The following is a 26,555-nucleotide window of genomic DNA, read 5'->3' as shown; positions in this document are numbered from 1 at the left end:
CAAGGCCGGGATGACAGGTGAGAGGATGAAAGATCATGAAATTCACGCTCTCCTGGCTGAAGGACCATCTCGATACCGAGGCTGATGCCGACGCGGTTGCCGCCGTCCTCAACCGCATCGGGCTCGAGGTCGAAGGCATCGACGACAAGGCCAAGGCGCTTGCCCCCTATGTGATCGCGCGGGTCCTGTCGGCGGTCCAGCATCCCAATGCCGATCGCCTCAGGGTCTGCATGGTGGACACGGGCGACGGCAACCCGATCCAGGTGGTCTGCGGCGCCCCCAATGCCCGTGGCGGCATGATCTCGGTCTTCGCGCCACCGGGCACCTATATCCCCGGCAAGAACATCACGCTCGGCAAGGGCGTGATCCGCGGCGTCGAATCGAACGGCATGCTCTGCTCCGAAGCCGAACTGGAGCTCTCGGAGGATCATGACGGCATCATCGATCTGCCCGCCGATGCACCGGTGGGCACCGCTTACGCCACCTGGGCGAAGCTCGATGACGCCGTGATCGAGATCGCGGTGACGCCGAACCGTCCCGACGCGCTCGGCATCGCCGGCATCGCGCGCGATCTCGCGGCGGCGGGGCTCGGGCGTCTCAACACGCCGCCGGTCGCCACCATTCCCGGTGAGGGCTTCTGCCCGGTGGAGGTGTCGCTCGCGTTCTCCGAGGATGATGCCCACCTCGCCCCGGCCTTCGCCCTGCGGCTCGTGCGCGGCGTCAAGAACGGCCCATCGCCGGACTGGCTGCAGAAGCGGCTGAAGGCCATCGGCCTGCGCCCCATCAACGCGCTCGTCGATATCACCAACTACGTCACCTTCGACCGTGGCCGGCCGCTGCACGTCTTCGACGCCGCCAAGGTCAAGGGCGACCTCGTCGTGCGGCGTGCCCAGGAGGGCGAGGAGATCCTCGCGCTCGACGGCAAGACCTACAAGCTCGACACCGGCATGGTCGTCATCGCCGACGACAACGGCATCGAGTCGCTCGCCGGCATCATGGGCGGCGAGGCATCCGGCTGCGATGAGGGCACAACCGACGTGCTGATCGAATCGGCCCTCTGGGACGCGCTGAACATCGCGCAGACCGGCCGCAGGCTCGGCATCATCACCGATGCGCGCTATCGCTTCGAGCGCGGGGTTGATCCCGCCTTCACCCTGCCGGGCATAGAGCTTGCGACGCGGCTCGTGCTGGACCTGTGCGGCGGCGTCCCGACCGAGGTGACGCTGGCGGGCGCCATACGTGACACCCACGCCCCCATCACTTTCCCCTGGAGCGAGGTGAAGCGTCTCAGCGGGCTCGATCTTCCACAGGGCGAGATGGAGAGGCATCTCGTCGCGCTGGGCTTCAGCGTCGACAACCAGGGCGACACGGCCCAGGTGGATGCGCCCTCCTGGCGGCCGGACATCGAGGGGAAGGCCGATCTCGCCGAGGAGATCATCCGCATCGCCGGGCTCGACCGAGTCGCCTCGACACCCTTCCCACGCCTCCACGCGGCCGTCGCCGAGCCGGTGCTGACCCTGCTGCAGAAGCGCACGCGCCTCGCCAAGCGCGCGTTGGCCGCGCGCGGGCTCGTGGAAGCGGTCACGTGGTCCTTCATCAGCCATGACGAAGCGACACTCTTCGGTGGCGGCGACGCGCGGCTGGCGCTCGCGAACCCGATCGCGGCCGACCTCTCCGACATGCGCCCCAATCTCATTCCTGGCCTCGTGAAGGCGCTGCAACGCAACGCCGATCGCAGCTTCGCCGACGTGGCGCTGTTCGAGGTCGGCCAGGTGTTCGCTTCCGACGAGCCTGAGGGGCAGACCATCACCGCCGTTGCCGTGCGCCGTGGCACCGCCCATGCGGCCGGTGTCGGCCGCCGCTGGGACACCGAGGCAAAGCCTGTCGACGTGTTCGACGCGAAGGGCGATGCCTTCGGCCTGCTGACGGCGCTCGGCATCGCGACGGCAGGCGTGCAGATCGTCCCCGGCGGGCCTGCCTGGTACCATCCCGGCCGCTCGGCGACGCTCCAGTTCGGCCCGAAAGCCATGATCGGCGCCTTCGGCGAGCTTCACCCCCGCATCCTCGCCGCTCTCGACGCGAAGGGCCCGATCGTCGCCTGCGAGATCACGCTCGATCTGCTGCCCGCTCCCAAGGCGAAGCCGACCAAGGTCAAGCCGAAGCTCGCCTTGCCAGACTTCCAGCCGGTGACGCGCGACTTCGCCTTCGTCGTGGATGCCGGCGTGGCCGCGGCTGATATCCTGCGGGCGGCGCAGGGTGCCGAGCGCAACCTGATTACCGACACCTCGGTCTTCGACATCTATGAGGGCGCTGGCGTTGGCGAGGGCAAGAAATCGGTGGCCGTCGCCATCGTGCTCCAGCCGACTGAGAAAACCCTGACCGATCAGGACATCGAAGCGGTTTCGGCCAAGGTCGTCGCGGCGGTTGCCAAGAAGACGGGCGCGACGCTGCGCGGCTGATCAAACCAGCCAAGCCGGGAAGGACATTCCCAAAATGGAAAGGCGGGCCGAGAGCCCGCCTTTTTTTGCAATCCCGTTATTAGCACGCAACACGCCGCGAGCGGGCTTTTCAAAGCCCCTCAGTGGACGCTGATGGGCTCCAGATTATGCTCCCAGGCATTGGCGATGGCCGCATCCCGGGAATCGGTCAGGAGGATGGGCGTGCCATCCGCCCCCAACAGGGCGAAAAGCTCGAGGCCCGGCTGAATCTCGGGTGCCTGCGGAAACAGGCGGTTGAATTCCTCGGAGCGCATGGCGCGCACATAGGCGACCTTGCCCTCGCCAGCCGCCGCCAGCGCATCGCTATCCAGAACGTCGCCGATAAACTCAAACGCATCACTATTGGTCATCGCGCCCTCCTGGGGCCATCCTGAGACAGGTTCCTGTCGTAGCCAGGACATACCCTAAGCTATTGATCCGGGGCGGCTTCTTGTCGCTCGTGCCACCTGCCCGAGCGGAAAGCGCCCTAGAGAAGCGGTCGTAAACTTGCATAATTCGAGCCAACATCCTCACAGGCTGCGCCCAAATCCTTCCCAAAACCTTTCTTCACGGCTTCATCCCCCATCACGGGAGATGATGTCGATGCGCCGTACCACGCGCTCGGCTTCCGGACGCACGAGATCGACCGATAACAAACCGTTCGACAGATCCGCGCCCATCACCTCCATGCCGTCGGCCAGAAAGAACGTGCGCTGGAACTGCCGGGCCGCGATGCCGCGATGCAGAAAATGCCTAGTGCGGTCATCCACCTGCCGGCCACGGATACAAAGCTGGTTTTCCTCGAGCGTTATCTCGAGCTGGTCTTGAGTGAATCCGGCCACCGCCAAGGTGATGCGGAGCTTCTCCGGCTCGTTGCCGGAACGGGGGATGCGCTCGATGTTGTAAGGCGGATAGCCATCCGTCGCCGCTTTGGCGACACGGTCCAATGCGCGCTCGATCTCGTCAAAGCCAAGCAGAAACGGGGACGACAGCGACGGTACCCTAGACATGAGCGAAGCCCTTTGTTGCGAGGCACTTCGTGGTGGAGCCCTGATGGCACTCCCATGACCGGAAAGCTCTCCCGGTCACCCCAGCGATATGGCGGCTCCCCCGCCGGGGGTCAAGGGTCATGCCTGTAGCGCATACATGCGTTGCGACTGTGGATAACCCCCCGCCTCAACCGAAGGCCACGGCGTTTGGCCTCCAGCAAGGCTTCGAGAGATACGGGGAACGGCAAAATGGAGCGGTTGGACGAATCGGATCAACGGCGTCCCGGTCATGCGAGAGGCTACCGGACAGCTTTTGGCCTGGTGTCCTTTGGCTCAGCGCGCGTCAGTCGTCGCGGCGCTGCCCCTTTGCTGGCCGTGTCCGCGAGACGAACGAGCACCCGGCGACGAATGACATCCCGCTATCCGGGGGGGCGCTGCCTGCTGGAAACAAGTTATCCACAGAATCGGTGGCGTCGGGATCGTCCTGTCCTATCCCTGTCATGCCTTTTTGCCACCTGCCGTCGGGCAGAGCTCTGCAAGGGGCCTTCAAAAGGCCCACAAGCGTCCCCCACCGGGCACGAACTAAACTGATGGGGATAGCCCGGCCCATGGCCGGCTGAGCGCTGCCATCAGATCAGAACGCGCCTGCGAAGACAGCAGCGAATGACCCGCCTCCCGTGAAGGCGTCGGCAGTTTGGGATGCGTTATGGAGAGGAAGGGTGGGAGGAGTGGTGGAGCCAGGCGGAATCGAACCGCCGACCTCTTGAATGCCATTCAAGCGCTCTCCCAACTGAGCTATGACCCCACTGTCTCAAGAAGCGCGCGATGGTCGGCCCGTCTCAGGCGAACCAAAAAAGGCACAGAGCCTTAAACTGCGCTGCCCCCTGGGCAACAAAAACTAATACGAGGCGATGGTGGAGCCAGGCGGAATCGAACCGCCGACCTCTTGAATGCCATTCAAGCGCTCTCCCAACTGAGCTATGGCCCCACTCGTCTCAAGCAGCGCGTTTGGGGACGCCTGCTTCAGGCCGCCAGATCGGCGGCCCGTGTCTATAATCACGTCCTGAGACGTTTCTCAAGTCTCTTCATCATCGGCGATATCGCCGTCGATCAGATCGCTGACGTCATCGTCGGATTCTTCGTCCTCAGCGAGGAACGTCTCGTCTTCCTCGATGTCATCATCGATTTCGATATCGTCATCAGCCGGCAGATTCTTGCCGGTTTCAGCCTCATCGGCCTCGTCGAGAGACACGAGCTCGACCGCCTCGCCGGTCGCGGGCGTGTCGTCCTCTTCCTCGCTCGCGGCCCTGCTCGGGGCCTTGGGCTGAGGTTCAAAAATTGAACGCGGAAACGATTCGCCCGTGAAGGGGGACACAATCGGGTCCTTGTTCAGATCGTAGAATTTGCGGCCTGTGGTCGGGCAGACGCGCTTGGTGCCGAGTTCCGGTTTCGCCACGGTATCGCACTCTCGCCGATGGAAAGGAAGCGATCCCGTTAGTCGGGGCTCCGCGCCCTGTCAAATCGAAAACGCGTTCGGACGCATATTTTAGCGCAGAAGAGTGCGAAACAAGCCTCGGGAGGCCCCTTCGGGGTGACGGTTGCACAGACCCGTGATAGGCAATGCCCGATGTGTCGGGCGCAGGCTCGCCCTCAGATTCCACCTCATCGAGATCTCTGTCGTCGTGTCGTCCCATTCGAGCCCCTCGCCCTTGTCATCGCGCGCCTCTCCGCCCCTGCGCGGTCGCGTTGCCATCCCGGGCGACAAGTCCATCTCGCATCGCGCGCTGATTTTCGCGCTCCTGAGCGTGGGGGAGACGCATATCACGCGTCTGCTCGAGGGGGATGACGTACTGTGCACTGCGGCTGCCGTGAAGGCCCTGGGCGCCACTGTGGAGCACACCGGCGAAGGCGCCTGGACCGTGAGCGGTGTCGGCATCGGTGGGCTTGTCGAGCCGGCCAACGTCCTTGATTTCGGCAACGCCGGCACCGGCTCGCGCCTGATGATGGGCGTCGCGGGATCTCACCCCATCACCACGACCATCGACGGCGATGCCTCGCTACGCAAACGCCCGATGCGCCGCATCCTCGATCCGCTGGAGGCGATGGGCGTCACCGTCGTGTCCGAGGATGAGGGCGGCCGCTGCCCCATCACGCTGCGCGGCGCGGCGGAAATGATCCCGATCACCTACCGGACCCCGGTGCCCTCGGCGCAGATCAAGTCGGCGGTGCTGCTCGCGGGCCTGAACGCCCCCGGCACGACGACCGTGATCGAGCAGGAGGCCTCGCGCGATCATACCGAGCGCATGCTGCGCCATTTTGGCGCGGAGGTGGATGTCGAGCCCGAGGGCCCCCACGGGCGGCGGATCACCCTGAAGGGACAACCCGAGCTGCGCGCGGCCCCGGTCTCCGTGCCGGCAGATCCGTCCTCCGCCGCTTTCCCGCTCGTCGCGGCCCTCGTTGTGCAGGGATCCGAGGTCATCCTCGAAGGCGTGATGACCAATCCCCTGCGGACCGGCCTTGTGACCACGCTCATCGAGATGGGCGCCGATATCACCTTTCTCGAGGGCCGCACGGACGGCGGCGAGGACGTGGCGGACCTCCTGGTGCGGTTCGGTCCGCTCAAGGGTGTGGACGTTCCGGCCGCGCGCGCCCCGTCGATGATCGACGAATATCCGATCCTCGCGGTCGCGGCGGCGTTTGCCAGCGGCGAGACGCGCATGCGGGGCCTGTCCGAATTGCGCGTGAAGGAATCAGACCGGCTGGCGGCTGTCGCCGATGGCCTCGCCGCCGCCGGCATCACAGCTCGCATCGAGGGCGACGACCTGATCGTCGAAGGCGCCGGCGGCACCGCCAGCGGCGTCCGTGGTGGCGGCATGGTGGCCACCCATCTGGACCATCGCATCGCGATGTCGTTCCTTGTGCTGGGTCTAGGCGCCAGGGAGGGCATGGCCATCGATGACGCGGGCATGATCGCCACCAGCTTCCCGAGCTTCGTGCCGCTGATGCGCCGTCTCGGCGCCGATCTCGGCGCACCGTGATGATCCTGGCGATAGACGGACCGGCCGCCTCAGGCAAAGGCACCCTCGCGAAGCGGCTTGCTGCCCATTTCAACCTGCCGCACCTCGACACCGGGCTTCTCTACCGGGGGGTGGCCATGGTGCTGCTCGATCGCGGCGAAGCGCTCACGGACGAGGACGCCGCCGAGCGCGCGGCGCAATCCCTGTCACCCGCGCTGCTCACTGATTCGCGCCTGCGTGATCGGGCTATGGGCGAGGCTGCCTCTGTCGTGGCCGCGCAGCCGCGCGTGCGCGCCGCGCTGGTTGCCTTCCAGCGCGCCTTTGCCGCAGCCCCCGAGGGCGCCGTTTTGGACGGTCGCGACATCGGCACGGTGATCTGTCCGGCTGCCGACGTGAAACTGTTCGTGACCGCCGCGCCCGAGGTCAGGGCGAGACGTCGGGCGCTTGAGCTGAGCAATCGCGGCGAGCCGTCCGATGAGGCTGAAATCCTTGCGGATATTCGCATTCGCGATGCACGCGACGCCAGCCGCACGGACGCCCCCTTGCGCGCGGCACCGGATGCGCAGGTGCTGGATACCTCGGACCTGACAGTTGATGAAGTTTTCGCCAAAGCATTGGCGCTCATCGCAATAGCAATTCAGGATTGCACACACACAAGGCCGTGATCGATAAGGCCAAGCTGCATCAAGCAACTTGGCGTCGTCTGCCGTTGGTGTCACACTGTGGTCTTTCGCCTCAACAAAGACTTGAGGGCGGGCACGATGTTGACACGTGTATGCGAAAAGCTGCGGCTTGGCAGCTTGTTCCTCACGGGTGGCCTAATTGCCTGTGGGATGATCGGCCTGAGGGCCGAGCCAGTACAAGCGGCCGAGCAGGAGGTCGATCTCGCGCTCGTTCTGGCCGTCGACATATCCTACTCCATGGACGAAGACGAGCAGAAACTGCAGCGCCAGGGCTATATGGATGCCCTGCGCTCGCGAGAGGTGCTTGAGGCCATCGGCAAGGGCGCCGTGGGCCGCATCGCCGTCACCTATGTGGAATGGGCCGGACAGCGCAGTCAGGATGTTATAGTGCCTTGGCGCATCATCGAGGGACCGGAGAGCGCGGATTCCTTCGTCGAGGTCCTGTCGAGCGCACCGATAAGGCGCGCTTTCCGCACGTCAATATCGGGCGGCATCGATTTCTCGGCGGCCCTGTTCAACACGGGCGGGATCAAGGCGATACGGCGCGTGATCGACGTGTCGGGCGATGGACCCAACAACGAGGGGCGCGCGGTCACCGACGCACGCGACGAGGCCGTCGCCCAGGGCATCACCATCAACGGTCTGCCGATCCTGCTCAAACGGCCCGGATATACCGACATCTCCGATCTGGATGGCTATTATCGCGATTGCGTCATCGGCGGTGTGGGCGCCTTCATGGTGCAGCTGCGGGAGTTGCAGCAGTTCGCCAACGTGATCCGCACCAAGCTTGTGACCGAGATCGCCGACAGCGACGAAACGCCGAAAAATGAATTCGGCCGGATAGCGCCGCTGATCCAGCAGGCCGGCATCGTCGCGCCGACGCCGCGGTTCGCCCAGGCTCAGCCGCGCGTCGAACGCGCGCCGGCCAACGGCCAAGGGCGCACGGGGTGCCTGGTCGGCGAGCGCATGTGGAACCAGCGCATGGGTAACTGAAGCCCGCTCGACCGAGGCATCGCGCAGCGATGAGCCCGGAACATGCAGCTTCGTAGCCTCCAGGACGCCCGGCAACCGTCGCCGATCCCTCCCCTTCCAGGGGAGGGCGGCCTCGCACCAGCGAGGTCGGGTGGGGTTTGCGAGGCCGGGAACGATGCTCCGCTGGCCACACAGGCACTGTGTCCGCCGCCGGGCCAGTACCGAGCGCCCCGTCTCCCCACACGGCGGCTGCGGCGCCGCCCTCCCCTGAAAGAGAGGGATCAGCGCGGCGGATGAGGAAAACGTAGCAAGGCGCGCCGCGCCTGACTTGATGACCTGGAATTAGGCCTCGGGAAAGCTGCAAGCGCCCTGCGGCGCCACGGGGATGTTGTCGATCAGCCGTGTCTTGCCGAGATAGGCGGCGACCAGCAACCGGCCGGGACGTTCCGCCCGGTCGAGTGGCGCGAGCGTTTCCGCATCCACGAAGGCCAGATACTGCACTGGCCCGAAGCCGGCCTCACGCAGACGGTCCATCCCGGCCGCCAGCAAGGGCGCGGCATCCTCCCCCGCCCGGAGCTTCTCCGCGATCTCGACGAGCAGCCCATGGAGACGCGGCGCCACAGCGCGCTCGGCGGAGGTGAGATAGGCGTTGCGCGAGGACAGGGCGAGACCGTCCGCCTCGCGGATGGTGGGCACGCCGCGAATGGAGACCGGAATGTCGAGATCCCGCGCGAACCGCTTGATGACCTGGAGCTGCTGGTAGTCCTTCTCGCCGAACAGCGCGGCATCCGGCAGCGCCTGCAGGAGAAGCTTGGTCACCACCGTGGCGACACCGGCGAAATGCCCGGGGCGGAAAGCCCCGCACAGGCCCTCGCTGACGCCGCTGACGGTGACCGTGGTGGCAAAGCCCGGCGGATACATCACCGCGACGGTCGGCAGGAAGACGGCGTTGGCGCCGGCGCTCGCCAGCTTTGCGAGATCGCCCTCCTGATCGCGCGGGTAGCGTGCGAAATCCTCATTCGGCCCGAATTGGGTCGGATTGACGAAAATCGTGGCGATGACCCGGTCAGCCGATTTGCGACCTTCGCGGACCAGTTGCAGATGGCCCTCATGCAGCGCCCCCATGGTCGGGACAAGGGCGACCGTCTCTCCCGCGGCGCGATACCCCCGCACGATGGCGCGCAGCGCGTCGACGGTTTCGGCAATCGCGGGCTGTGATGACAGGGCAGCACTCATGATGGGACCATCCGATTATCTGGATTTGGCGGGAGACTTTGCTCCGGACTTCGCACGTGACTTTGGCGCGGAGTCGGCGGCTGACTTGACGGCTGACTTGGCAGAGGACGCGGGTGACTTCGCGGGCCCCATGCCGAAGCAATGCTCCGGCGCGGGGAACTGGCCGCTCCGGACCTCCCGCGCATAGGCGGCGACGGCCTCGGCCGCGGCTGTTCCCAGCTCGGCGTAGCGCTTCACGAATTTCGGCGTGAACTCGCCATAGAGGCCAAGAATATCCTCGCTCACCAGGATCTGCCCCTGGCAAGCCGGCGAGGCGCCGATGCCGATCACCGGCGTGCCGAGATCGGTGGCAATGGCGCGCGCCAGCGGCTCGACAGTGCCTTCCAGAACCACCGCGAAGGCCCCCGCCGCCGCGATCGCCTCGGCGTCCCGGCGGATAGCCTCGGCCATCGCCTCGTCGCGGCCCTGCACCCGGAAACCGCCATGGCTGTGCACCGACTGCGGCTTGAGGCCGACATGGCCGAGCACGGGAATGCCGCGCGCGACGAGAAAGGCGGTCGTCTCCGCCATCTCGATCCCGCCCTCCAGCTTGACGGCGGAACAGCCGGTCTCGGCCATGACGCGGGCGGCGTTGCGGAAGGCGACCTCGCGCGATTCCTGGTAGCTGCCGAAGGGCATGTCGACGACCACGCAAGCGCGCGTGGCGCCACGCATCACCGCCTTGCCGTGGGCGATCATCATGTCGAGGGTGACGCCGAGCGTGGAGTCCATGCCATAGACCACCATCCCGAGCGAATCGCCGACCAGAATGAGGTCGCAATGGGGATCGAGGAGCTTCGCCATCGGCATCGTATAGGCCGTCAGAGCGACGATCGGATTGGCCGCGCTGCGCGCGCTGATGTCCTTCGTCGATATACGACGATCACGGCTGGCCGCGCTCATCCCTCGCCTCCCTCAATTTTTACCCAACTAAAGTTGTACGGCCTTTTAGAGCATGGAGCCCGAACCTGTGAAGCCGGTTCCGGTCACTTTGCAATACCCGGCTGCGATGGAAGAAGGGTATCAGCGCATCGTTGTTTCCCTCGCCAACCTGCGGGGCTATCTTTTTTCGCGATTCCCGCCCACACCGAAATGGACAGCCCATGCGTCGCACCTCCATCGCCCTCGTCGCCCATGATGCCAAAAAGGACGCGATGGCGGATTTTGCGGCCGCCCACCGGCTCAAACTCTCCGCCTGTGACCTCTTCGCGACGGGCACCACGGGCGGGCGCATCATGGAGCGCTGTCCGGAGCTTAAGGTACAGCGGCTGAAGAGCGGGCCGCTCGGTGGCGATCAGCAGATCGGCGCGCTCATCGCGGAAGGCCGCGTCGATGTGCTGATCTTCTTCGTCGATCCCCTCTCGCCGCTTCCGCATGATGTCGATGTCAAGGCCCTGACGCGGCTCGGCCTCGTCTATGACATCGCGATGGCGCTCAATCCCGTCACCGCCGAGATGGTGCTCGCGGCGACCAAGCCCAATCGTCTCTCTTAGCGCAGGCCCGCCCTGTCCGCGCTTCTCCCTCTCCCCAGCGGGGAGAGGGCTGGGGTGAGGGGGCATCTCAAGCGGGCGCCCCCCTCACCCGCGCCTGCGGCGCGACCTCTCCCCGTCGGGGAGAGGTAACGGGTGGCGAACGCCGCACATCGCACCCGTCTCCGTCTCATCCCAGAACCTTGCCACGGATCTTCCCATGTTCCACAGCGCCTATGTTCCAGGGGTCTTAAGTTCCACGTGGCTTGGCACGCGTGGTCGGCGCGGCGTTGGCCGGATCCTCCGGCCAGGGGTGTTTGGGGTAGCGGCCGCGCATCTCGCTGCGCACGTCCGCCCAAGAGCCGCGCCAGAAGGCCGGCAGATCACGGGTAATCTGGATCGGCCGATGGGCTGGCGACAGGAGATTGAGCACCAGCGGCACCCGTCCGCCGGCTAGCGCCGGATGCCGGGTGAGCCCGAACAGCTCCTGCACGCGCACGGCGATGCCCGGCCCCTCCTCCCCGCCGTAATCGACAGGAATGTTCGAGCCGGTCGGCATGGTGACATGGGTCGGCGCCTCGGCCTCCAGCCGCCGTTGCAGGTCCCAGGGCAGGAGCGCCTTCAGCGCGCCGTCCAGGTCCGACGCCTGGATCGCCGATAGGCCGGTCTTGCCGAGGAGATGGGGCCCGAGCCAGTCCGTGATGCCGGCCGCGAGCGTGGCATCGGACAAGTCGGGCCATTCCGCGCCCTCAGCGCGCGCCAGGAACATCACCCGCTCGCGCCACTGGCTGATCGCCTTGGTCCATGGCAGCGCGTCGAGCCCAAGGCCGGCGATGCCCTTTGCGAGAATGGCGGCTGTCGCCTCGCCGGCCCGCACCGGCAAGGGCCGCTCGCTAAGCACGAGCGCGTCGAGCCGCCGCGTTTCCCGCGCCCTGAGCGCCCGCGCCTGCCTGTCGAAGGTGACCTCCGTCGCGGTGACGATGCGGTCTCCCGCCAGATGCTCGACAGCCTCCGCTGTCAGCGGCGCGGCGAGGAGGATGCGCGCGGTCGCACCGCCGCCGGCAATCTCGGCGATGGCGAGATAGGAGGACCGCGCCAGGGCATCCGCCGCATCGAGCGCCGCCGCGCGGCCGTTCGCCATCAGGAACTCACCCGGCTTGCCCCGCGCCTTCGCGATGCGATCGGGAAAGGCGAGCGCCAGCAGGGCGCCGGCGTCGCCGAGCTCACCCTGCGGCCGCCCAGCTGAAACCGACCTCGCCCAGCCTTCAGCCATACGGCGCATGTCGCGCGCTTGCGGCACGCGCTCGCTGCGAAAGCGGCCGAGACGCTCAATGAGATCAGTCCCCGTGCCACCGAGCCCGCGCTCCACCAGAACAGCCGCGATGTCAGCGGCCATGCCCGCCTGCCCCTCGGCCGCGGCGGCGATAACCATGCGGGCGAGCCGGGGCGGCAGCGGTAGGGCCTGCAGCCGCCTGCCCGTGTCGGTGAGACGCCCGTCGGCATCGAGCGCATCGAGGTCAACCAGCAGGCGCCGGGCCTCGCTGAGCGCTGGCTTCGGCGGCGGGTCGAGAAAGGCGAGCGTTGCGGGATCAGCGATCCCCCAGGCGGCCGAGGCGATCAGGACGGGGGCGAGATCCGCCGCCAGGATTTCCGGCTTGGCGAAGGGCTCCAGCGCGCCGGTGGCGGCCTCTTCCCACAGCCGGTAGCAGACGCCGGGCTCGGTGCGGCCCGCGCGGCCCCGCCGCTGGTCCGCCGCCGCGCGAGATACGCGCACGGTCTCGAGCCGCGTCAGCCCTATATCCGGCTCGTAGCGCGGCACCCGCGCAAAGCCGGAATCGATCACCACGCGCACGCCGTTGATGGTCAACGACGTCTCGGCGATGGAGGTGGCCAGGACGATCTTGCGGCGGCCCGCGGCGGCCGGCTCGACCGCCTTGTCCTGCGCCGCGCGGTCCATGGCGCCATAGAGCGGCGCGAGATCGACGGCGGGATCGGTGATGCGTTGGGCAAGCCGCTCCTCGACCCGGCGGATCTCGCCCTGCCCCGGCAGGAAGACGAGCAGCGAGCCCGGCTCGGCGCGGAGCGCGCGCATCACGGCATCCGTGACCTCATCCTCGATGCGGCGATGGGGATCCCGTCCGAGATAGCGCGTCTCGACGGGATAGGCCCGTCCCTCGCTCTCGACGACCGGGGCGTCGCCCAGGAGGCGCGCGACGCGGACACCATCCAGCGTCGCGGACATCACGAGAATCCGGAGATCCGGCCGCAGACCCGCTTGCGCGTCGAGAGCCAGCGCCAGGCCGAAATCGGCGTCGAGCGAGCGCTCGTGGAACTCGTCGAAGAGAACGGCGGCAATGCCCGTCAGTTCGGGATCGTCGAGGATCATCCGGGTGAAGACGCCCTCGGTGACCACCTCGATGCGCGTTTTTGGGCCGATCTTCGAGCCGAGACGCACGCGCAGGCCGACCGTCTCCCCCACCGCCTCGCCGAGCGTCGCCGCCATCCTCTCAGCCGCCCCCCGCGCGGCAAGCCGCCGCGGCTCAAGCAGGATGATGCGCCCGCCCGCAACCCACGGCTCATCGATGAGAACAAGCGGCACCCGCGTCGTCTTGCCCGCGCCGGGAGGGGCGACGAGCACAGCATGCGACGTAGCGCGGAGATGGCCCGTCAGCGCCGGGAGCGCGTCGTCGATGGGGAGGGGGGTGAAGAGAGGATCTGCCGCCATGCGGCTATCCCTAGCGTCTTGCACCCGCAGCTGTCACCCGCAGCGCAGCCGGAGCAGCAAATACATGCACCTTAATCGGGATGGCCGGGACAAGCCCGGCCATGACGCTCAAAGCGAGGAGGCATGGACGCTCGTCCGATTTGATCAGAGATCAAGCGCGGCCGATAGCGGTGCGATTGCAAACGCCGCGCGACCCGTCTGAGTGGACCATTGGCTTTTGCAACACAATCGCCGTCATGGCCGGGCTTGTCCCGGCCATCCCGATCGGTGAGGCTACCCGGCGTGCCTTGGGGGAGCCAAATGAAACAACCTTGCGTCTACATTCTCGCAAGTCGTCCAGGGGGAGCGATCTATGTCGGCGTCACAAGCCATCTTGCTCGCCGAATTTGGGAACATAGACAGGGGCTGGCAGACAGCCACACCAAGCGTTACGGCATCACCCGGCTCGTCTACTACGAGTCTACGATCAGATGATCGACGCCATCCAGCGTGAAAGTAACATGAAACACTGGTCACGGGCTTGGAAGACGCGGCTAATCGCTTCCATGAACCCGGATTGGCGAGACCTCTACGATGACCTAGGGTAGCGCGTCATCAATCGGGATGGCCGGGACGAGCCCGGCCATGACGCGGAGGTGTCATCCGCAAGCCCGACCTCTGGCCACCCCGGAAATGACCGGCGAGGCTCCGTTCCCTCAGCTGTCCATCTTCAGCGCGGCGATGAAGGCTTCCTGCGGGATTTCGACCTTGCCGAACTGGCGCATGCGCTTCTTGCCCTCCTTCTGCTTGTCGAGGAGCTTACGCTTGCGGGTGGCATCGCCACCGTAGCACTTGGCCGTCACGTCCTTGCGCAGCGCCCGCACGGTCTCGCGGGCGATGATCTTGCCGCCGATAGCCGCCTGAATCGGGATGACGAAGAGATGCGGCGGGATAAGCTCCTTCAGCTTCTCGCACATGGCGCGGCCGCGCGACTCGGCGCGGGCGCGGTGCACGAGCATGGAGAGCGCATCGACCGGCTCGGCATTGACGAGGATCGACATCTTCACGAGGTCGCCGGGGCGATATTCGGTGATCTGGTAGTCGAAGGAGGCGTAGCCCTTGGAGATCGACTTGAGGCGATCGTAGAAATCGAACACCACCTCGTTCAGCGGCAGGTCGTAGGTGACCATGGCGCGCTTGCCGACATAGTTGAGATCCACCTGCTCGCCACGGCGGTCCTGGCAGAGCTTGAGGACCGAGCCGAGATAGTCGTCCGGCGTGAGGATGGTGGCGCGGATCCACGGCTCCTCGATCTCCTCGATCTTCATCACATCCGGCATATCGGCCGGGTTGTGCAGCTCGATCTCGGAGCCATCCCGCATCTTGAGCTTGTAGATGACCGACGGGGCGGTGGAGATGAGGTCGAGGTTGAACTCTCGCTCCAGGCGCTCCTGGATGATCTCGAGATGCAGCAGCCCGAGGAAGCCGCAACGGAAGCCGAAACCGAGGGCCGCCGAGGTCTCCATCTCGTAGCTGAAGCTCGCGTCGTTGAGGCGCAGCTTCCCCATGGCGGCACGCAGGTTCTCGAAGTCCGCTGCATCGACGGGGAAGAGCCCGCAGAACACCACCGGCTGCACCGGCTTGAAGCCCGGCAGCGGCTCCAAGCTGGGACGCTTGGCATCGGTGATGGTGTCGCCGACGGCGGTGTCCGCCACTTCCTTGATGGAGCCTGTGAGGAAGCCCACCTCGCCCGGCCCAAGTTCGGCGACATCGACCATCTTGGGCCGGAACACGCCGATCTTGTCGACGCCATGAATGGCCCCGGTGCCCATCAGCTTGATGTTCATGCCCTTCTTGAGCACGCCATCGACAATGCGCACGAGCACGACGACGCCGAGATAGGCGTCGTACCAGCTGTCGACGAGCAGCGCCTTGAGCGGGGCCGCGCGGTCGCCCTTGGGCGGCGGCAGGCGAGTGACGATGGCTTCCAGCACGTCGGGAATGCCGACGCCGGTCTTGGCCGAGATCGGGATCGCATTGGAGGCATCGAGCCCGATCACTTCCTCGATCTGCTCCTTGACGCGGTCCGGCTCGGCGGCAGGCAGGTCAACCTTGTTGAGCACCGGCACGATCTCGTGGCCCGCCTCGATGGCCTGGTAGACATTGGCGAGCGTCTGCGCCTCGACGCCTTGGGAGGCGTCCACCACGAGGAGCGAGCCCTCGCAGGCGGCGAGCGACCGCGACACCTCATAGGCGAAATCGACGTGGCCGGGCGTATCCATCAGGTTCAGGATATAGGTCTTGCCATCCTTGGCCGGGTATTCCAGCCGCACGGTCTGCGCCTTAATGGTGATGCCGCGCTCGCGCTCGATATCCATGGAGTCGAGCACCTGTTCGGACATCTCGCGATCGGACAGGGCGCCCGTCATCTGGATCAGACGGTCGGCCAGCGTCGATTTGCCATGGTCGATATGCGCGACGATGGAAAAGTTGCGGATGGTGTCGATGGGTTGCTCGCTCATGCCCGGCACATAGCAGTGCGCTCAGGCCGCGCCAAGAGGGAACCCGAAGAGAGAACCCGATTCAGCGCGGCAGGCACGCGGTTGGAACGCGGTTGGGCGGCTGTGCCGCAGGCCTCCCGGCCCACCCGACCGGCGACGCCTCCCAGCCTGCATGCTATGACGGACAGCGGCCGGACGCGGCGGGGGCAGCGATGACACACAAGCCATTCGACATAGCCATACGAACCATCGACCAGCGTGAAGCCGAGACACGCGAAGGTGAACTCGCCGACCTCCTTGTCGATGCGGTGGCCAGCGGCGCGTCCGTCAATTTCATGGCGGACTTCGCCCATGCTGACGCCCGCGCGTTCTGGCGCGGGCAGCTTCCCGGTCTCGGCGAGGGCTCGCGGCTTCTCTTCGTGGCGGACGATGGCCGGCGCCTTCTCGGCACCGTGGTGTTGACCTTTGCGCCACAGCCCAACGCGCCACATCGCGCCGAAATCGGCAAGATGCTCGTCCACTCGGACGCGCGGCGCCAAGGCCTCGGCGCTCGCCTTCTCACAGCCGCGGAACAGGCGGCACTCGCCAACGGCCGCACGCTCCTGATGCTCGACACCGCGAGCGGCAGCGCCGGAGAGCGGCTCTACCGCCGCTGCGGCTGGACGGAATATGGCGTGGTGCCCGACCATTCCCATACGCCGGCCGGCGCGCTGGCACCGACGACCTTCTTCTTCAAGCGCCTTGTGTCGCCAAGCTCCTCAGGTCCGGCGGGCGTCGAGCAGGCTTGAAACGATCTTCGCCGTGTAGTCGACCATCGGCACGATCCGCGCATAGTTGAGCCGCGTCGGCCCGATGACGCCGACGACGCCGACGATGCGCTGCGAACCGTCGCGGAAGGGCGCGGCGATCATCGAGGAGCCAGACATGGAGAACAGCTTGTTCTCCGAACCGATATAGATGCGCACGCCCTCGCCCTGTTCGGCGCGCGCCAGAAGGTCGATGACCTCCTTCTGCGTCTCCAGGTCATCGAACAGCAGGCGGATACGCTCCAAGTCCTCGGCGGCGCGCAGGTCGTCGAGCAGGTTCGCCTGTCCGCGCACGATGAGCTGGCGGCTGTCGGCCGGGCCGACGGAGGTCGCGAGCCCAGCCTCCACAAGGCGCGCGGTGATGGCGTCGAGCTCCCGCTCCATAGCCTCTCGGGCGCGCTGGATCTCTCGCTTGGCGTCGGCCAACGTCCGGCCGCGGATATGAGCATTGAGGAAATTGCCAGCCTCGATCAACGCGGCCGTGGGTAGTCCCGGCGGCAGGTCGAGCACGCGGTTTTCCACCTTCCCGTCTTCCGCTACCATCACGACCAGGGCCTTGCTGGGGTCGAGGCGGACGAACTCGATATGCTTCAGCGGCGCATCCTGCTTGGTGGTGACGACGACACCCGCCCCACGCGACAACCCGGACAGCGCCGACATGGTCTGGCTCAGCGCCGCATCCAAGGACGATTCAGCACCATGGGCCTTCACCTCGGCCTCGATGCGCGCCCGATCCTCCTTGCCGAGATCGCCGATCTCCAGGAGCGCGTCCACGAAGAAACGAAGCCCGCGCTCGGTTGGCAACCGGCCCGCGCTGGTATGCGGGGAGTAGAGCAAACCCGCATGCTCCAGATCGGCCATCACGTTGCGCACGGAGGCTGGCGACAAGGCCATGGGAATGATGCGCGACAGGTTGCGCGAACCGACCGGCTCACCGGTCGCGAGATAGCTCTCCACGATCTGCTTGAAGATCTCGCGGGAGCGTTCGTTGATATCGACGAGCACGCCCTTGCCTTCAGCCTCGGAGAGAGGGGGGCTCATTGGTGCACTCATGTATTATCTCAACCTTCCATTCCACCGGGCGATCCGGAGCACCGTCACGCCGTGCGCCTTTATCCAATTATGGGGATGGTGGGGGGGCAAACACAAGCAGCACCCCGCCAGGCACCCCAGTCATCCACCAGAACGGGCGCCTGCGATAAGCGCGCGTGAGGCATACGCTTGCGTGTCACGGGCGCTGCTTCTAGAAGCTGCTTTCGGCAGCATTCAGGCTGCATAGTGGGAGATTGTAGATGCGGCCCTCCAAACGCGCTCCGGATGAATTGCGCAAGGTCACCCTGGAGCGGGCGGTCGCGCGCTACGCCGAAGGCTCATGCCTGGTGAAGTTCGGCGATACCCACGTGCTGTGCACGGCCTCGCTCGAGGAACGTCCCCCGATGTGGGTCCGCGGCTCGGGCAAGGGCTGGGTCACGGCGGAATATTCCATGCTGCCGCGCGCGACACTGGAGCGCACCCGCCGGGAGGTCACGGCCGGCAAGCCGTCCGGCCGCACCCAGGAGATCCAGCGCCTGATCGGTCGCTCCCTGCGGGCGGTCGTCGATCTCGCGGCCTTGGGTGAGCGCCAGATCACCATTGATTGCGACGTCCTGCAGGCGGATGGCGGTACGCGCACCGCGTCGATCACCGGGGCATGGGTCGCATTGCACGACTGCCTCGCATGGATGCGGGCACGCTCCATCATCGCGACCAATCCCCTGAAGGATCATGTCGCGGCCGTTTCCTGCGGCATCTACAAGGGCACGCCCGTCCTCGACCTTGATTATCCTGAGGATTCCGCCGCCGAGACAGACGCCAATTTCGTCATCACCGGCGCAGGCGGCATCGTCGAGATCCAGGGCACGGCGGAAGGCACGCCTTTCTCGGAGGAAGAGCTGCTCGAACTCCTCAAGCTCGCCAAGCTCGGCACCACCAAGCTCGTCGATCTGCAGAAAATCGCGGTGATGTAAGTCATGCGCCTTTCCCCCGCCCGCCCCATCACCTCGCCGCTCGTCATCGCCACGCATAACGCCGGCAAGCTCCGGGAAATGCGTGAGCTTCTGGCGCCCTTCGGCATCGAGGCGCGCTCGGCGGGGGAGCTCAACCTGCCGGAGCCAGACGAGACCGGCACGACCTTTGCCGAAAACGCCGCGTTGAAGGCCCGGGCGGCCGCGAAGGCAACCGGCTTGCCATCCTTCGCCGACGATTCGGGCCTATGCGTCGCGGCGCTCGACGGCGCCCCGGGCATCTTCTCCGCCCGCTGGGCAGGCCCGGACAAGGATTTCGCCGCCGCGATGGCGCGTATCGCCTACGAGCTGGATATCCGTGACGTGGCGCCCGCCGACCGGCGTGCCCATTTCGTGTCAGCTTTGGTGGTCGCCTGGCCGGACGGCCACGAGGACCTGTTCGAGGGGCGTGTGTTCGGCACGATCGTGCCACCACGCGGCACGCTCGGTTTCGGCTATGATCCGATCTTCCTGCCAGACGGCCATGATCGGACCTTCGGGGAAATGGCGAGCGCGGACAAGCACGGCTGGAGCAAGACAGGCGCGCTGTCCCACCGCGCGCGGGCTTTCGTGAAGCTGGCCGAGGCCTGCCTGCCGTCGATCGACTGACCACGGCGCGCGGCTGACGACGCGGCCTTGATCCCTCCCCGTCCCGGGGAGAGTGGCGGCAGGCCCCGGGTGGGGGCCTCCTTGGCGCTCCCGAAAGGCAATACGGCTTTTGCCGCGATCTCTCGGGACTGAAACCTTTTCGGATGCGCGGGCGCGGGAACCCCACCCGACCTCGCTAACGCGAGGCCACCCTCCCCTTCAGGGAGGGATCAGCGGTGGCGCTCGCGTTCGAGGCATGCAGCAGCGTCGTGCAATGCCTAGCGCTGCCGGTGATCACAGGTTCGATCGCGGCATGGTTGGCCCTTGCGCGGCGGCGGCGTTCGCGGCAAAGCAGGGGCCATGATGCATCCAACAGCGGACGCGGGCTTTGGTGTCTATGTGCACTGGCCGTTCTGCGCCTCGAAATGCCCCTATTGCGACTTCAACAGCCACGTCCGCCATGCACCGGTGGATGAAGCGCGCTTCGTCGCGGCCTTCGCACGGGAAATTGCCCATCGCGCCGAGCTCGCGCCGAAGCGCGCCGTAACCTCCATCTTCTTCGGCGGGGGCACGCCGTCGCTGATGAAGCCCGCCACGGTCGGCGCCATCCTGGACGCGATCGGCCAGCACTGGCCGGTGGATCCACAAGTCGAGATCTCGCTCGAAGCCAACCCGACGAGTGTTGAGGCCGAGCGCTTTCGCGGTTATCGGGCGGCCGGCGTCAACCGGGTCTCGCTCGGCGTCCAGGCCATGAACGACACGGATCTCAAGGCGCTTGGCCGCCGGCATACGGCGGAGGAGGCCATGGGCGCGGTCGGCATCGCCGCCTCGATCTTCGACCGCTTTTCATTCGATCTGATCTATGCGCGGCCCAATCACACGCCCGCGGCGTGGGCTGCCGAGCTAAAGGAAGCCATCGCGCGTGCCGCCGAGCATCTCTCGCTCTACCAGCTCACCATCGAGCCCGGCACCTGGTTCCACAAGCTGCATCAGGCCGGCAAGCTTGTCGTGCCGGACGATGAGGTCGGCCGCGCGCTCTATGACGTGACCCAGGAGGTCTGCGCCGCGCATGGCCTACCGGCTTACGAGATCTCCAATCATGCCGCCGTTGGCGCCCAATGCAGGCACAATCTGGTTTACTGGCGTTATGGTGAATATGCGGGGGTTGGCCCTGGCGCCCACGGACGCCTCGTCACCGGCCAGGGCCGTCTCGCCATGGAAACGGAACTAACCCCCGAAACCTGGCTGGAAAAGGTCGAGAAGCAGGGCCATGGCCTTGCCGACGTCGAAATTCTCACGCCGGAGGCGCAGGGCGATGAGTATCTGCTGATGGGCTTGCGGCTGACAGAGGGGATCGATCCCCGCCGCTACACCGCGTTGTCGGGCCGCGTGCTCGATCCGGAACGCGTCGCCGGCCTCCTTGAACACGGGCTCATCGTCCGCCACCCGGATGGCCGCATTTCGGTCAGCTCTGCCGGTTTTCCCGTGCTCAACGCGGTCATCGCCGATATCGCGGCCTGATCAGCTATCCGGCTTCAACTCGCGTGGCGCCGGGCTCACCGTCACCGCCGCGCCGTTGCGGATTTCAAGCACGGCCAGCGCGCGCTGGTTGGTGCCATCCGGCAGGAAACGGAACACGCCGTCCGCGCCGGCGAAGCCCGACGGATTGGTCAGGACCTGCTCGCTGAAGCGCTGCGAACCTTGCGTGCGCACGAGCGCGGCCGCCAGCGACACCGCATCGTAGCTGAGGCTCGCGATCCGGACGGGTTCGGCACTAAAGCGCGCGGAATAGCGCCGGGCAAAAGCGGCAAAGCCCGCGGAATCCGGGGCGGCGAACCAGCCCCCCTGCATCGTGGGCAAGGCGAGCACCTGCGGGTCATTCCATATACCCGTGCCGACGAGCTTGACGCGCGCGCCGTTCACGCCCGCCGTCTGCAGGGCCTGCGCCGCCGATGCCAAGCTTGACCCGCCGTCGGGGAGGAAAATGGTGTCAACCTGGGGATTGGCGCCCGAGGCCACGGCCGCGACGCGCTGGGCGGCCTCGCGCATGCGCGCGTTGTCGGTCGGGAAACGCTCGACGAGACCAACCTGGACGCGCGCCGAAGCCGCCGCCGTCCGGAAGGCGGCTTCCGCGACAGTGCCATAGGCGGTGTCGGGCACGAAAGCGGCGAAGGACCGGCGCCGCTGCTGCGCCGCGAAGGCGACGATGCGGTTGATCTCGGTCTGCGGCATGAAGGACAGGAGATAGACGCCGCGCGAGGCGACATTGGCATCCGTGGAGAAAGCGATGACCGGCTTGCCTGCGGGCTTCGCCACCTGGGCGACGGCCTGGACTTCCGCGGCGAAAAGCGGCCCGATGATGAGCTCCGCGCCTTCGCTGATGACGGACTGGGCGGCCGCCCGGGCGCCCTCGGCCGTGCCGCGCGTGTCCTTGACCAGAATCTGCATGTCGGGGTTGTTGAACTCGGAATAGGCGAGCTCGGCCGCGTTCCGCAGGGATTGGGCCGCCTGGCCACCCTGTCCGGATGCGGACAGCGGCAGGAGCAGCGCCACCTTGACGGATCCCTGGCCGATGACCGAGCCCGGCACCGTGCTGGAACCAAGGGCGGGACCGCCCTCGCCACCGCCGACAAGACCGCCCAAGCCGCCCGAACAGGCGCTGAGCATCGCGGAAACGGCAACCACGCCGAGGCGTGGCACCCATCTGCGGGTCACGGATGGTGTCCGCATAAGAAGCGGCGCGAAAGTGTCTTTCAGGCTGCGCAACACCGGCAAATCCTTGAACATCCCTTTCATTGGCCCGTTGAGGGCATGGTCAGCTACCCTGCAGGGCCTATAAATCATAAAAGCAACCGCGAGCGAATCACTCAAGCTTTGAGAGTGATAGTAAACAGCTTCTTCCCATACCCCGCATATCGACTATCGTGGCTTTCCCCACGTGGCTTTCCTCTTGCAAGCCTATGCGGAGAATAATCGGACCTGGAGACATGACGATGAACGGCGAGCGACCCGTGCCGCAGCAACAAGGCCCTCGCCAACGTGCCCCCAGCTTCACCGCCTTCGGCCTTGCCGCCGAAGCGGAAAAGCTCAATCCGGGCCTGCATCTCGTCGCGACGCCGATCGGCAACCTGAAGGACATCTCCTTCCGTGCCCTCGCGACGCTTGCCGCAGCCAATGCCATCCTGGCCGAGGATACCCGCGTCACCAAGACGCTGCTAGCCCACTACGGCATTTCGACACCGCTTGTGCCCTACCACGAGCACAATGCGGCGCAGATGCGCCCCCAGATTCTCGCCCGCCTGAAAGCCGGCGAGGCGCTGGCACTTGTCTCAGACGCGGGCACCCCGCTCGTCTCGGACCCTGGCTTCAAGCTGGTCGCCTCGGTCCTCGAGGAGGGCATCGCCGTGACGAGCGTGCCCGGCGCCTCGGCTGTCCTGACAGCGCTCGTCGTCTCCGGCCTGCCGAGCGACCGCTTCTTTTTCGAGGGGTTCCTGCCGCAGAAAAGCGCGGGGCGCCGTAGCCGCTTCGCGGCCCTCGCCGCCGTGCCCGGAAGCCTCGTCTTTTTCGAATCACCCCGTCGCCTGGCGGCCATGCTCACCGATGCCGCCCATGTGCTGGGCGACCGACCAGCGGCCGTCGCGCGCGAGTTGACCAAGCTGTTCGAAACGGTGCGGCGTGGCACGCTGACAAGCCTCGCTCGGGAATACGAGGCCGAGGGCCCACCGAAAGGCGAGATCGTCGTCATCATCGGCCCGCCCGATGCCGACGGCGAAAAGGGCGCAGCCGGCGACCTCGACGCCCGGATCGAGGCAGCGCTCAAGATCCATTCCCTGAAAGACGCGGCCGCCGTCGTCGCGGCCGACACGGGCCTGCCCAAGCGTGAGGTCTATGCCCGTGCGCTCACGCTGGCGGCGAGCGCCAAAAACGCCCCCGAGAGTAATGCCGGAACAGAAGTGGAAACAGGCGACGCATGACAGCGGCACCGCCCCGGCAGCGCCTCGTCTCCCACCGGCGCGGGCTCGGCGGCGAGCGGCTGGCGGCGCTGCTGTTGATGGTCAAGGGCTACCGGATCCTCGCCCGCCGTTACGCGGCACTCGGCGGCGAGATCGACCTTGTCGCCAAGCGCGGCAGCACCATCGCCTTCGTCGAGGTGAAGGCCCGTCGCGAGCTGGACGACGCTCGCGTCGCGATCACGCCCGACAAGCGGCGTCGGCTCGCGCGGGCGGCGCGCCACTGGTTGTCGCATAATCCCTGGGCCGCCGGGATGACGCTGCGCTTCGATGCGGTTTTCGTCGCGCCGCGACGCCTGCCGCGCCATCTCGTCGCCGTCGCCTCCCTGGCGATGGATTAGCGGCTGAAAAGCGCGTGCTTCTCCACACTTGCCTTGCCCGCTCAGGGCGCGCATGGATCAAGGCAGCATCGATCTTGCAGTGAAGGACAACGCCATGAGGGCTTCACGATGAGGACTTCGCCATGAGAACTTCGCCATGAGCCGGACATCGCAACTGAAGGTCGCGGTGCAGATGGACCCCATCGAGCGCATCAACATCGCGGGTGACACCACCTTCGCGCTGCTCCTCGAAGCCAAGGCACGTGGCCACCAGCTTTTCTACTACACCCCTGAGCGGCTTTCGATGACAGGCGGCACGGTGACAGCCGCCATGCAAAGTCTCGATGTGCGGGATATCGCCGGGGATCATTTCACCCTCGGCGACAGCGAACGGCGGGCGCTCGCCGATGTCGACGTGGTGCTGCTGCGGCAGGACCCGCCCTTCGACATGGCCTATATAACCTCCACCCATCTCCTCGAGCGCGTGCATCCGAAGACGCTCGTGGTGAACGACCCCACCTCCGTGCGCAACGCGCCGGAGAAGCTGTTCGTCACCGAATTCCCGCAACTGATGCCGCCGACCCTGATCACCCGGGACAAGGCGGAGATAGAAGCTTTCCGCGCCGAGCACGGCGAGGTGGTCATGAAGCCGTTGCATGGCCATGGTGGCGCTGCCGTCTTCCGCATCGCCCAGCCGGACGCCAATTTCGGCTCCCTGTTCGACCTCTTCTCGACCACCTTCCGCGAGCAATGGGTCGTGCAGAAATTCCTGCCGGCGGTCTCGCGCGGCGACAAGCGCATCATCCTGGTCGACGGCGAGGCCCTCGGGGCGGTGAACCGCGTGCCCGCGGACAACGACATTCGCTCCAACATGGTGCGCGGCGGCGCGGCGGCGGCGACCGATCTCACCGAGCGCGAGCGCGAGATCTGCACGACGATCGGACCGTCACTCAAGGCCCGTGGCCTCGTCCTCGTCGGCATCGATGTCATCGACGGCTATCTCACGGAAATCAACGTGACCTCGCCCACCGGCATCCGCGCGATCAAACGGCTCGGAGGACCTGATCTCGCGGTGTCCGTATGGGATGCCGTCACCACGCGCCTCGGCTGAGGAGAGATCTGATCTCGATCAATGCGCTGTAACGGCGGCAAGCCCAAACTTTGCCTTGTGGCCGCTCCATCGCAAATGGAGTGGCGGCAAGGAAGGGAAGCGTAATGACGCGGCGCATTGTCATCATCCAGGGCCATCCCGATCCTGACGAGCAGCGGCTGTGCCGTGCCCTGGCGGACGCCTATATCGAGGGCGCGCGGGAAGCCGGCCACGAGATCAGTTCCATTGATCTCGCCAGCGTCGATATCCCTTTTCTGCGCAGCCAGTCGTCCTTTGAGAACGATCCCGTGCCGCCTAGTCTGAAACCGGCGCAGGAGGCCATTCTGGCCGCCGAACATATCGTGATCGTCTTTCCGCTCTGGCTCGGCACCATGCCAGCCCTCGTCAAGGCGTTCCTGGAGCAAGTAATGCGGCCGGGCTTTGCCTTCGGCTATGACAAGGGCGTTCCGCGAACACATCTCACAGGCCGCTCCGCGCGCCTCGTCGTCACGATGTCGATGCCGGTAATGGCCTATCGCTGGTGGTATTTCGGCCATGGGTTGAAGGCCCTCCAGCACAACATCCTGCGGTTCGTCGGGATCAGCCCCGTTCGCGAAAGCCTGTTTGGAATGGTCGGCAGTGTCAACGACGCGACGCGGCGCAAGTGGCTCGACGATATGCGCGGGCTCGGTCGGCAAGGGGTATGACGACAGGGGGTATGACGACAAACGCCACCACGATCAGGCGACGGCAGGCGTTTTCGGCTCGAAGCGGCAGAGATCGCGGATCAGGCATCGCCAGCACTCCGGCTTGCGCGCCTTGCAGACATAGCGGCCGTGCAGGATCAGCCAGTGATGGGCATGGCGCCGGAAGCGCTCGGGGATGATCGCTTCCAGCCCAAGCTCCACCTCCAGCGGGTTCTTGCCCGGCGCCAGGGGAATGCGGTTGGCGACGCGAAAAAGATGGGTGTCGACAGCGATCGTGGGCTCGCCGAAAGCGATGTTCATCACCACATTGGCGGTCTTACGCCCCACACCCGGCAGCGTCTCCAACGCCGCCCGCGACATCGGCACCTCCCCGCCAAACGTGTCGATGAGATCACGCGACAGGCCGATCACATTCTTCGCCTTGGCGCGAAATAGGCCGATGGTCTTGATGTGATCCCGCACCTTGTCCTCGCCGAGATCGAGCATCTTCTGCGGCGTGTCGGCGATGGCGAACAGAGCGCGCGTCGCCTTGTTCACGCCGACGTCGGTCGCCTGCGCAGACAGCACCACCGCGACGAGAAGCGTATAGGCGTTGACATAGTCGAGCTCGCCCTTGGGCTCGGGATCAACCCGATGAAAACGGCTGAAAATCTCCTCGACGATGGCCGGATCGACAACCGGAGCCTTGGACACGACCTTGCGGACCGGTGGGGTGCCCGCCGCGGATCTCGCGCCGACTTTCGCCTTCGCCTGCGCCTGACGCTTCGCCGGGGCCTTGCCCTGCGATGTGACATCACACGCCGAGGCCGTCGCGCGACCTCTTGAAACAGCGGATCCAGCGTCCCCGGAAGGCGCCATCCCCTTTTTTTGTTTATCGCCCACAGCCATCCGACGCTTATACTGTC

The 26,555-nt window shown here is 66.1% G+C and carries 23 protein-coding genes, 2 tRNA genes and 1 pseudogene; 14 read left to right on the top strand and 12 right to left on the bottom strand.

Features of this window, described 5'->3' with window-relative positions:
• Nucleotides 1-35 precede the first annotated feature (35 nt).
• Complete coding sequence (gene pheT / locus KIO74_RS18980; protein ID WP_213333314.1) at nucleotides 36-2,459, top strand: phenylalanine--tRNA ligase subunit beta; 2,424 nt, start codon at nucleotides 36-38, stop codon at nucleotides 2,457-2,459.
• Between the two features lie 119 nt (nucleotides 2,460-2,578).
• Here pheT and KIO74_RS18975 read toward each other — a convergent pair whose 3' ends face one another.
• From KIO74_RS18975 to KIO74_RS18955, 5 genes are all read right to left on the bottom strand, one after another.
• Entirely contained in the window at nucleotides 2,579-2,848 is a 270-nt protein-coding gene (locus KIO74_RS18975; protein ID WP_213333313.1) for a BQ00720 family protein, read from the bottom strand.
• Nucleotides 2,849-3,052: 204 nt separating this feature from the next.
• Nucleotides 3,053-3,487: an Hsp20 family protein gene (locus KIO74_RS18970; protein WP_213333312.1), complete on the bottom strand. Its 435-nt coding sequence runs from the start codon at nucleotides 3,485-3,487 to the stop codon at nucleotides 3,053-3,055.
• 708 nt (nucleotides 3,488-4,195) lie between these two features.
• Nucleotides 4,196-4,271 (bottom strand) — tRNA-Ala (locus tag KIO74_RS18965).
• A 107-nt stretch (nucleotides 4,272-4,378) separates the two neighbouring features.
• Nucleotides 4,379-4,454, bottom strand: a tRNA-Ala gene (locus KIO74_RS18960).
• A gap of 87 nt (nucleotides 4,455-4,541) precedes the next feature.
• Nucleotides 4,542-4,922: a TIGR02300 family protein gene (locus KIO74_RS18955; RefSeq protein WP_213333311.1), complete on the bottom strand. Its 381-nt coding sequence runs from the start codon at nucleotides 4,920-4,922 to the stop codon at nucleotides 4,542-4,544.
• 226 nt (nucleotides 4,923-5,148) lie between these two features.
• Here KIO74_RS18955 and aroA point away from each other — a divergent pair, with 226 nt between their 5' ends.
• The 3 genes from aroA to KIO74_RS18940 all read left to right on the top strand — a co-directional run bounded on the left by aroA (nucleotide 5,149) and on the right by KIO74_RS18940 (nucleotide 8,159).
• Nucleotides 5,149-6,504: a 3-phosphoshikimate 1-carboxyvinyltransferase gene (gene aroA, locus KIO74_RS18950; protein ID WP_213335880.1), complete on the top strand. Its 1,356-nt coding sequence runs from the start codon at nucleotides 5,149-5,151 to the stop codon at nucleotides 6,502-6,504.
• The gene (cmk, locus tag KIO74_RS18945) at nucleotides 6,504-7,148 is read left to right on the top strand and encodes a (d)CMP kinase (RefSeq protein WP_213333310.1); all 645 of its coding nucleotides are present in this window, start codon (nucleotides 6,504-6,506) and stop codon (nucleotides 7,146-7,148) included. Before aroA ends, cmk begins: the two co-directional genes overlap by 1 nt.
• Nucleotides 7,149-7,244: 96 nt before the next feature.
• Nucleotides 7,245-8,159 (top strand): DUF1194 domain-containing protein, encoded by a 915-nt coding sequence (locus KIO74_RS18940; protein ID WP_249731065.1) that lies wholly within the window; start codon nucleotides 7,245-7,247, stop codon nucleotides 8,157-8,159.
• A 321-nt stretch (nucleotides 8,160-8,480) separates the two neighbouring features.
• Here KIO74_RS18940 and panC read toward each other — a convergent pair whose 3' ends face one another.
• Both panC and panB read right to left on the bottom strand, forming a co-directional pair.
• Complete coding sequence (panC, locus tag KIO74_RS18935) at nucleotides 8,481-9,374, bottom strand: pantoate--beta-alanine ligase (RefSeq protein ID WP_213333309.1); 894 nt, start codon at nucleotides 9,372-9,374, stop codon at nucleotides 8,481-8,483.
• 15 nt (nucleotides 9,375-9,389) lie between these two features.
• Nucleotides 9,390-10,316, bottom strand: a complete 927-nt coding sequence (gene panB, locus KIO74_RS18930) for a 3-methyl-2-oxobutanoate hydroxymethyltransferase (protein ID WP_213333308.1) — start codon at nucleotides 10,314-10,316, stop codon at nucleotides 9,390-9,392.
• A gap of 200 nt (nucleotides 10,317-10,516) precedes the next feature.
• Between panB and KIO74_RS18925 the strand changes: the two genes are divergently transcribed.
• Nucleotides 10,517-10,906, top strand: a complete 390-nt coding sequence (locus tag KIO74_RS18925) for a methylglyoxal synthase (RefSeq protein ID WP_213333307.1) — start codon at nucleotides 10,517-10,519, stop codon at nucleotides 10,904-10,906.
• A gap of 226 nt (nucleotides 10,907-11,132) precedes the next feature.
• Here KIO74_RS18925 and hrpB read toward each other — a convergent pair whose 3' ends face one another.
• The gene (hrpB, locus tag KIO74_RS18920; RefSeq protein WP_213333306.1) at nucleotides 11,133-13,607 is read right to left on the bottom strand and encodes an ATP-dependent helicase HrpB; all 2,475 of its coding nucleotides are present in this window, start codon (nucleotides 13,605-13,607) and stop codon (nucleotides 11,133-11,135) included.
• Nucleotides 13,608-13,907: 300 nt separating this feature from the next.
• Here hrpB and KIO74_RS18915 point away from each other — a divergent pair.
• Nucleotides 13,908-14,194 (top strand): annotated as a pseudogene (locus KIO74_RS18915) (GIY-YIG nuclease family protein).
• Between the two features lie 108 nt (nucleotides 14,195-14,302).
• On the opposite strand, the gene lepA reads toward KIO74_RS18915, so the two are convergent.
• Nucleotides 14,303-16,108, bottom strand: a complete 1,806-nt coding sequence (lepA, locus tag KIO74_RS18910; RefSeq protein WP_213333305.1) for a translation elongation factor 4 — start codon at nucleotides 16,106-16,108, stop codon at nucleotides 14,303-14,305.
• A 191-nt stretch (nucleotides 16,109-16,299) separates the two neighbouring features.
• Between lepA and KIO74_RS18905 the strand changes: the two genes are divergently transcribed.
• Entirely contained in the window at nucleotides 16,300-16,875 is a 576-nt protein-coding gene (locus tag KIO74_RS18905; protein ID WP_213333304.1) for a GNAT family N-acetyltransferase, read from the top strand.
• On the opposite strand, the gene hrcA is transcribed toward KIO74_RS18905, so the two are convergent.
• Nucleotides 16,846-17,934, bottom strand: coding sequence for a heat-inducible transcriptional repressor HrcA (hrcA, locus tag KIO74_RS18900; RefSeq protein WP_213333303.1), 1,089 nt, complete (start codon nucleotides 17,932-17,934; stop codon nucleotides 16,846-16,848). The two genes, KIO74_RS18905 and hrcA, sit on opposite strands and share 30 nt — an antisense overlap.
• Before the next feature lie 251 nt (nucleotides 17,935-18,185).
• Here hrcA and rph point away from each other — a divergent pair, with 251 nt between their 5' ends.
• The 3 genes from rph (at nucleotide 18,186) to hemW (ending at nucleotide 21,044) form a co-directional block, all read left to right on the top strand.
• A complete protein-coding gene (gene rph, locus KIO74_RS18895) occupies nucleotides 18,186-18,899 on the top strand; it encodes a ribonuclease PH (RefSeq protein ID WP_213333302.1) in 714 nt (237 codons plus the stop codon).
• 3 nt (nucleotides 18,900-18,902) lie between these two features.
• Nucleotides 18,903-19,544, top strand: coding sequence for an RdgB/HAM1 family non-canonical purine NTP pyrophosphatase (gene rdgB / locus KIO74_RS18890; RefSeq protein ID WP_213333301.1), 642 nt, complete (start codon nucleotides 18,903-18,905; stop codon nucleotides 19,542-19,544).
• A gap of 339 nt (nucleotides 19,545-19,883) precedes the next feature.
• On the top strand, nucleotides 19,884-21,044 hold the full coding sequence (gene hemW / locus KIO74_RS18885; protein WP_213333300.1) for a radical SAM family heme chaperone HemW: 1,161 nt from the start codon (nucleotides 19,884-19,886) through the stop codon (nucleotides 21,042-21,044).
• On the opposite strand, the gene KIO74_RS18880 is transcribed toward hemW, so the two are convergent.
• Nucleotides 21,045-22,253 carry a penicillin-binding protein activator gene (locus KIO74_RS18880; RefSeq protein WP_213335874.1) on the bottom strand — a complete coding sequence of 403 codons (1,209 nt, stop codon included), beginning with the start codon at nucleotides 22,251-22,253 and terminating at the stop codon, nucleotides 21,045-21,047.
• A gap of 263 nt (nucleotides 22,254-22,516) precedes the next feature.
• Between KIO74_RS18880 and rsmI the strand changes: the two genes are divergently transcribed.
• The 4 genes from rsmI to KIO74_RS18860 all read left to right on the top strand — a co-directional run bounded on the left by rsmI (nucleotide 22,517) and on the right by KIO74_RS18860 (nucleotide 25,650).
• A complete protein-coding gene (gene rsmI / locus KIO74_RS18875) occupies nucleotides 22,517-23,497 on the top strand; it encodes a 16S rRNA (cytidine(1402)-2'-O)-methyltransferase (RefSeq protein ID WP_213333299.1) in 981 nt (326 codons plus the stop codon).
• Entirely contained in the window at nucleotides 23,494-23,874 is a 381-nt protein-coding gene (locus tag KIO74_RS18870; protein ID WP_213333298.1) for a YraN family protein, read from the top strand. The genes rsmI and KIO74_RS18870 overlap by 4 nt, the downstream gene beginning before the upstream one ends.
• Nucleotides 23,875-24,010: 136 nt before the next feature.
• On the top strand, nucleotides 24,011-24,964 hold the full coding sequence (gene gshB / locus KIO74_RS18865; protein WP_213333297.1) for a glutathione synthase: 954 nt from the start codon (nucleotides 24,011-24,013) through the stop codon (nucleotides 24,962-24,964).
• Nucleotides 24,965-25,068: 104 nt separating this feature from the next.
• Nucleotides 25,069-25,650, top strand: coding sequence for an NAD(P)H-dependent oxidoreductase (locus KIO74_RS18860; RefSeq protein WP_213333296.1), 582 nt, complete (start codon nucleotides 25,069-25,071; stop codon nucleotides 25,648-25,650).
• Nucleotides 25,651-25,683: 33 nt separating this feature from the next.
• Here the strand turns inward: KIO74_RS18860 and nth are convergent, their stop codons facing one another.
• Nucleotides 25,684-26,508, bottom strand: coding sequence for an endonuclease III (nth, locus tag KIO74_RS18855; protein ID WP_213333295.1), 825 nt, complete (start codon nucleotides 26,506-26,508; stop codon nucleotides 25,684-25,686).
• Nucleotides 26,509-26,555: the final 47 nt, after the last annotated feature.

Source organism: Chelatococcus sp. HY11 (assembly GCF_018398335.1).
Lineage (GTDB): Bacteria > Pseudomonadota > Alphaproteobacteria > Rhizobiales > Beijerinckiaceae > Chelatococcus.
Note: the sequence above shows the minus strand (reverse complement) of the source record. Positions and strands in the feature narration are given on the sequence as shown.

Excerpts from the sequence above, each read along its gene's own strand:
- rdgB (WP_213333301.1), top strand. The coding sequence starts at position 18,903 with ATGCGCCTTTCCCCCGCCCGCCCCATCACCTCGCCGCTCGTCATCGCC.
- cmk (WP_213333310.1), top strand. The coding sequence starts at position 6,504 with ATGATCCTGGCGATAGACGGACCGGCCGCCTCAGGCAAAGGCACCCTC.
- pheT (WP_213333314.1), top strand. The coding sequence starts at position 36 with ATGAAATTCACGCTCTCCTGGCTGAAGGACCATCTCGATACCGAGGCT.
- KIO74_RS18970 (WP_213333312.1), bottom strand. The coding sequence starts at position 3,487 with ATGTCTAGGGTACCGTCGCTGTCGTCCCCGTTTCTGCTTGGCTTTGAC.
- panC (WP_213333309.1), bottom strand. The coding sequence starts at position 9,374 with ATGAGTGCTGCCCTGTCATCACAGCCCGCGATTGCCGAAACCGTCGAC.
- KIO74_RS18905 (WP_213333304.1), top strand. The coding sequence starts at position 16,300 with ATGACACACAAGCCATTCGACATAGCCATACGAACCATCGACCAGCGT.
- hemW (WP_213333300.1), top strand. The coding sequence starts at position 19,884 with ATGATGCATCCAACAGCGGACGCGGGCTTTGGTGTCTATGTGCACTGG.
- rsmI (WP_213333299.1), top strand. The coding sequence starts at position 22,517 with ATGAACGGCGAGCGACCCGTGCCGCAGCAACAAGGCCCTCGCCAACGT.
- KIO74_RS18975 (WP_213333313.1), bottom strand. The coding sequence starts at position 2,848 with ATGACCAATAGTGATGCGTTTGAGTTTATCGGCGACGTTCTGGATAGC.
- panB (WP_213333308.1), bottom strand. The coding sequence starts at position 10,316 with ATGAGCGCGGCCAGCCGTGATCGTCGTATATCGACGAAGGACATCAGC.
- hrpB (WP_213333306.1), bottom strand. The coding sequence starts at position 13,607 with ATGGCGGCAGATCCTCTCTTCACCCCCCTCCCCATCGACGACGCGCTC.
- KIO74_RS18880 (WP_213335874.1), bottom strand. The coding sequence starts at position 22,253 with ATGCGGACACCATCCGTGACCCGCAGATGGGTGCCACGCCTCGGCGTG.
- gshB (WP_213333297.1), top strand. The coding sequence starts at position 24,011 with ATGAGCCGGACATCGCAACTGAAGGTCGCGGTGCAGATGGACCCCATC.
- KIO74_RS18860 (WP_213333296.1), top strand. The coding sequence starts at position 25,069 with ATGACGCGGCGCATTGTCATCATCCAGGGCCATCCCGATCCTGACGAG.
- rph (WP_213333302.1), top strand. The coding sequence starts at position 18,186 with ATGCGGCCCTCCAAACGCGCTCCGGATGAATTGCGCAAGGTCACCCTG.
- hrcA (WP_213333303.1), bottom strand. The coding sequence starts at position 17,934 with ATGAGCCCCCCTCTCTCCGAGGCTGAAGGCAAGGGCGTGCTCGTCGAT.
- lepA (WP_213333305.1), bottom strand. The coding sequence starts at position 16,108 with ATGAGCGAGCAACCCATCGACACCATCCGCAACTTTTCCATCGTCGCG.
- nth (WP_213333295.1), bottom strand. The coding sequence starts at position 26,508 with ATGGCGCCTTCCGGGGACGCTGGATCCGCTGTTTCAAGAGGTCGCGCG.
- KIO74_RS18940 (WP_249731065.1), top strand. The coding sequence starts at position 7,245 with ATGTTGACACGTGTATGCGAAAAGCTGCGGCTTGGCAGCTTGTTCCTC.
- KIO74_RS18870 (WP_213333298.1), top strand. The coding sequence starts at position 23,494 with ATGACAGCGGCACCGCCCCGGCAGCGCCTCGTCTCCCACCGGCGCGGG.
- KIO74_RS18925 (WP_213333307.1), top strand. The coding sequence starts at position 10,517 with ATGCGTCGCACCTCCATCGCCCTCGTCGCCCATGATGCCAAAAAGGAC.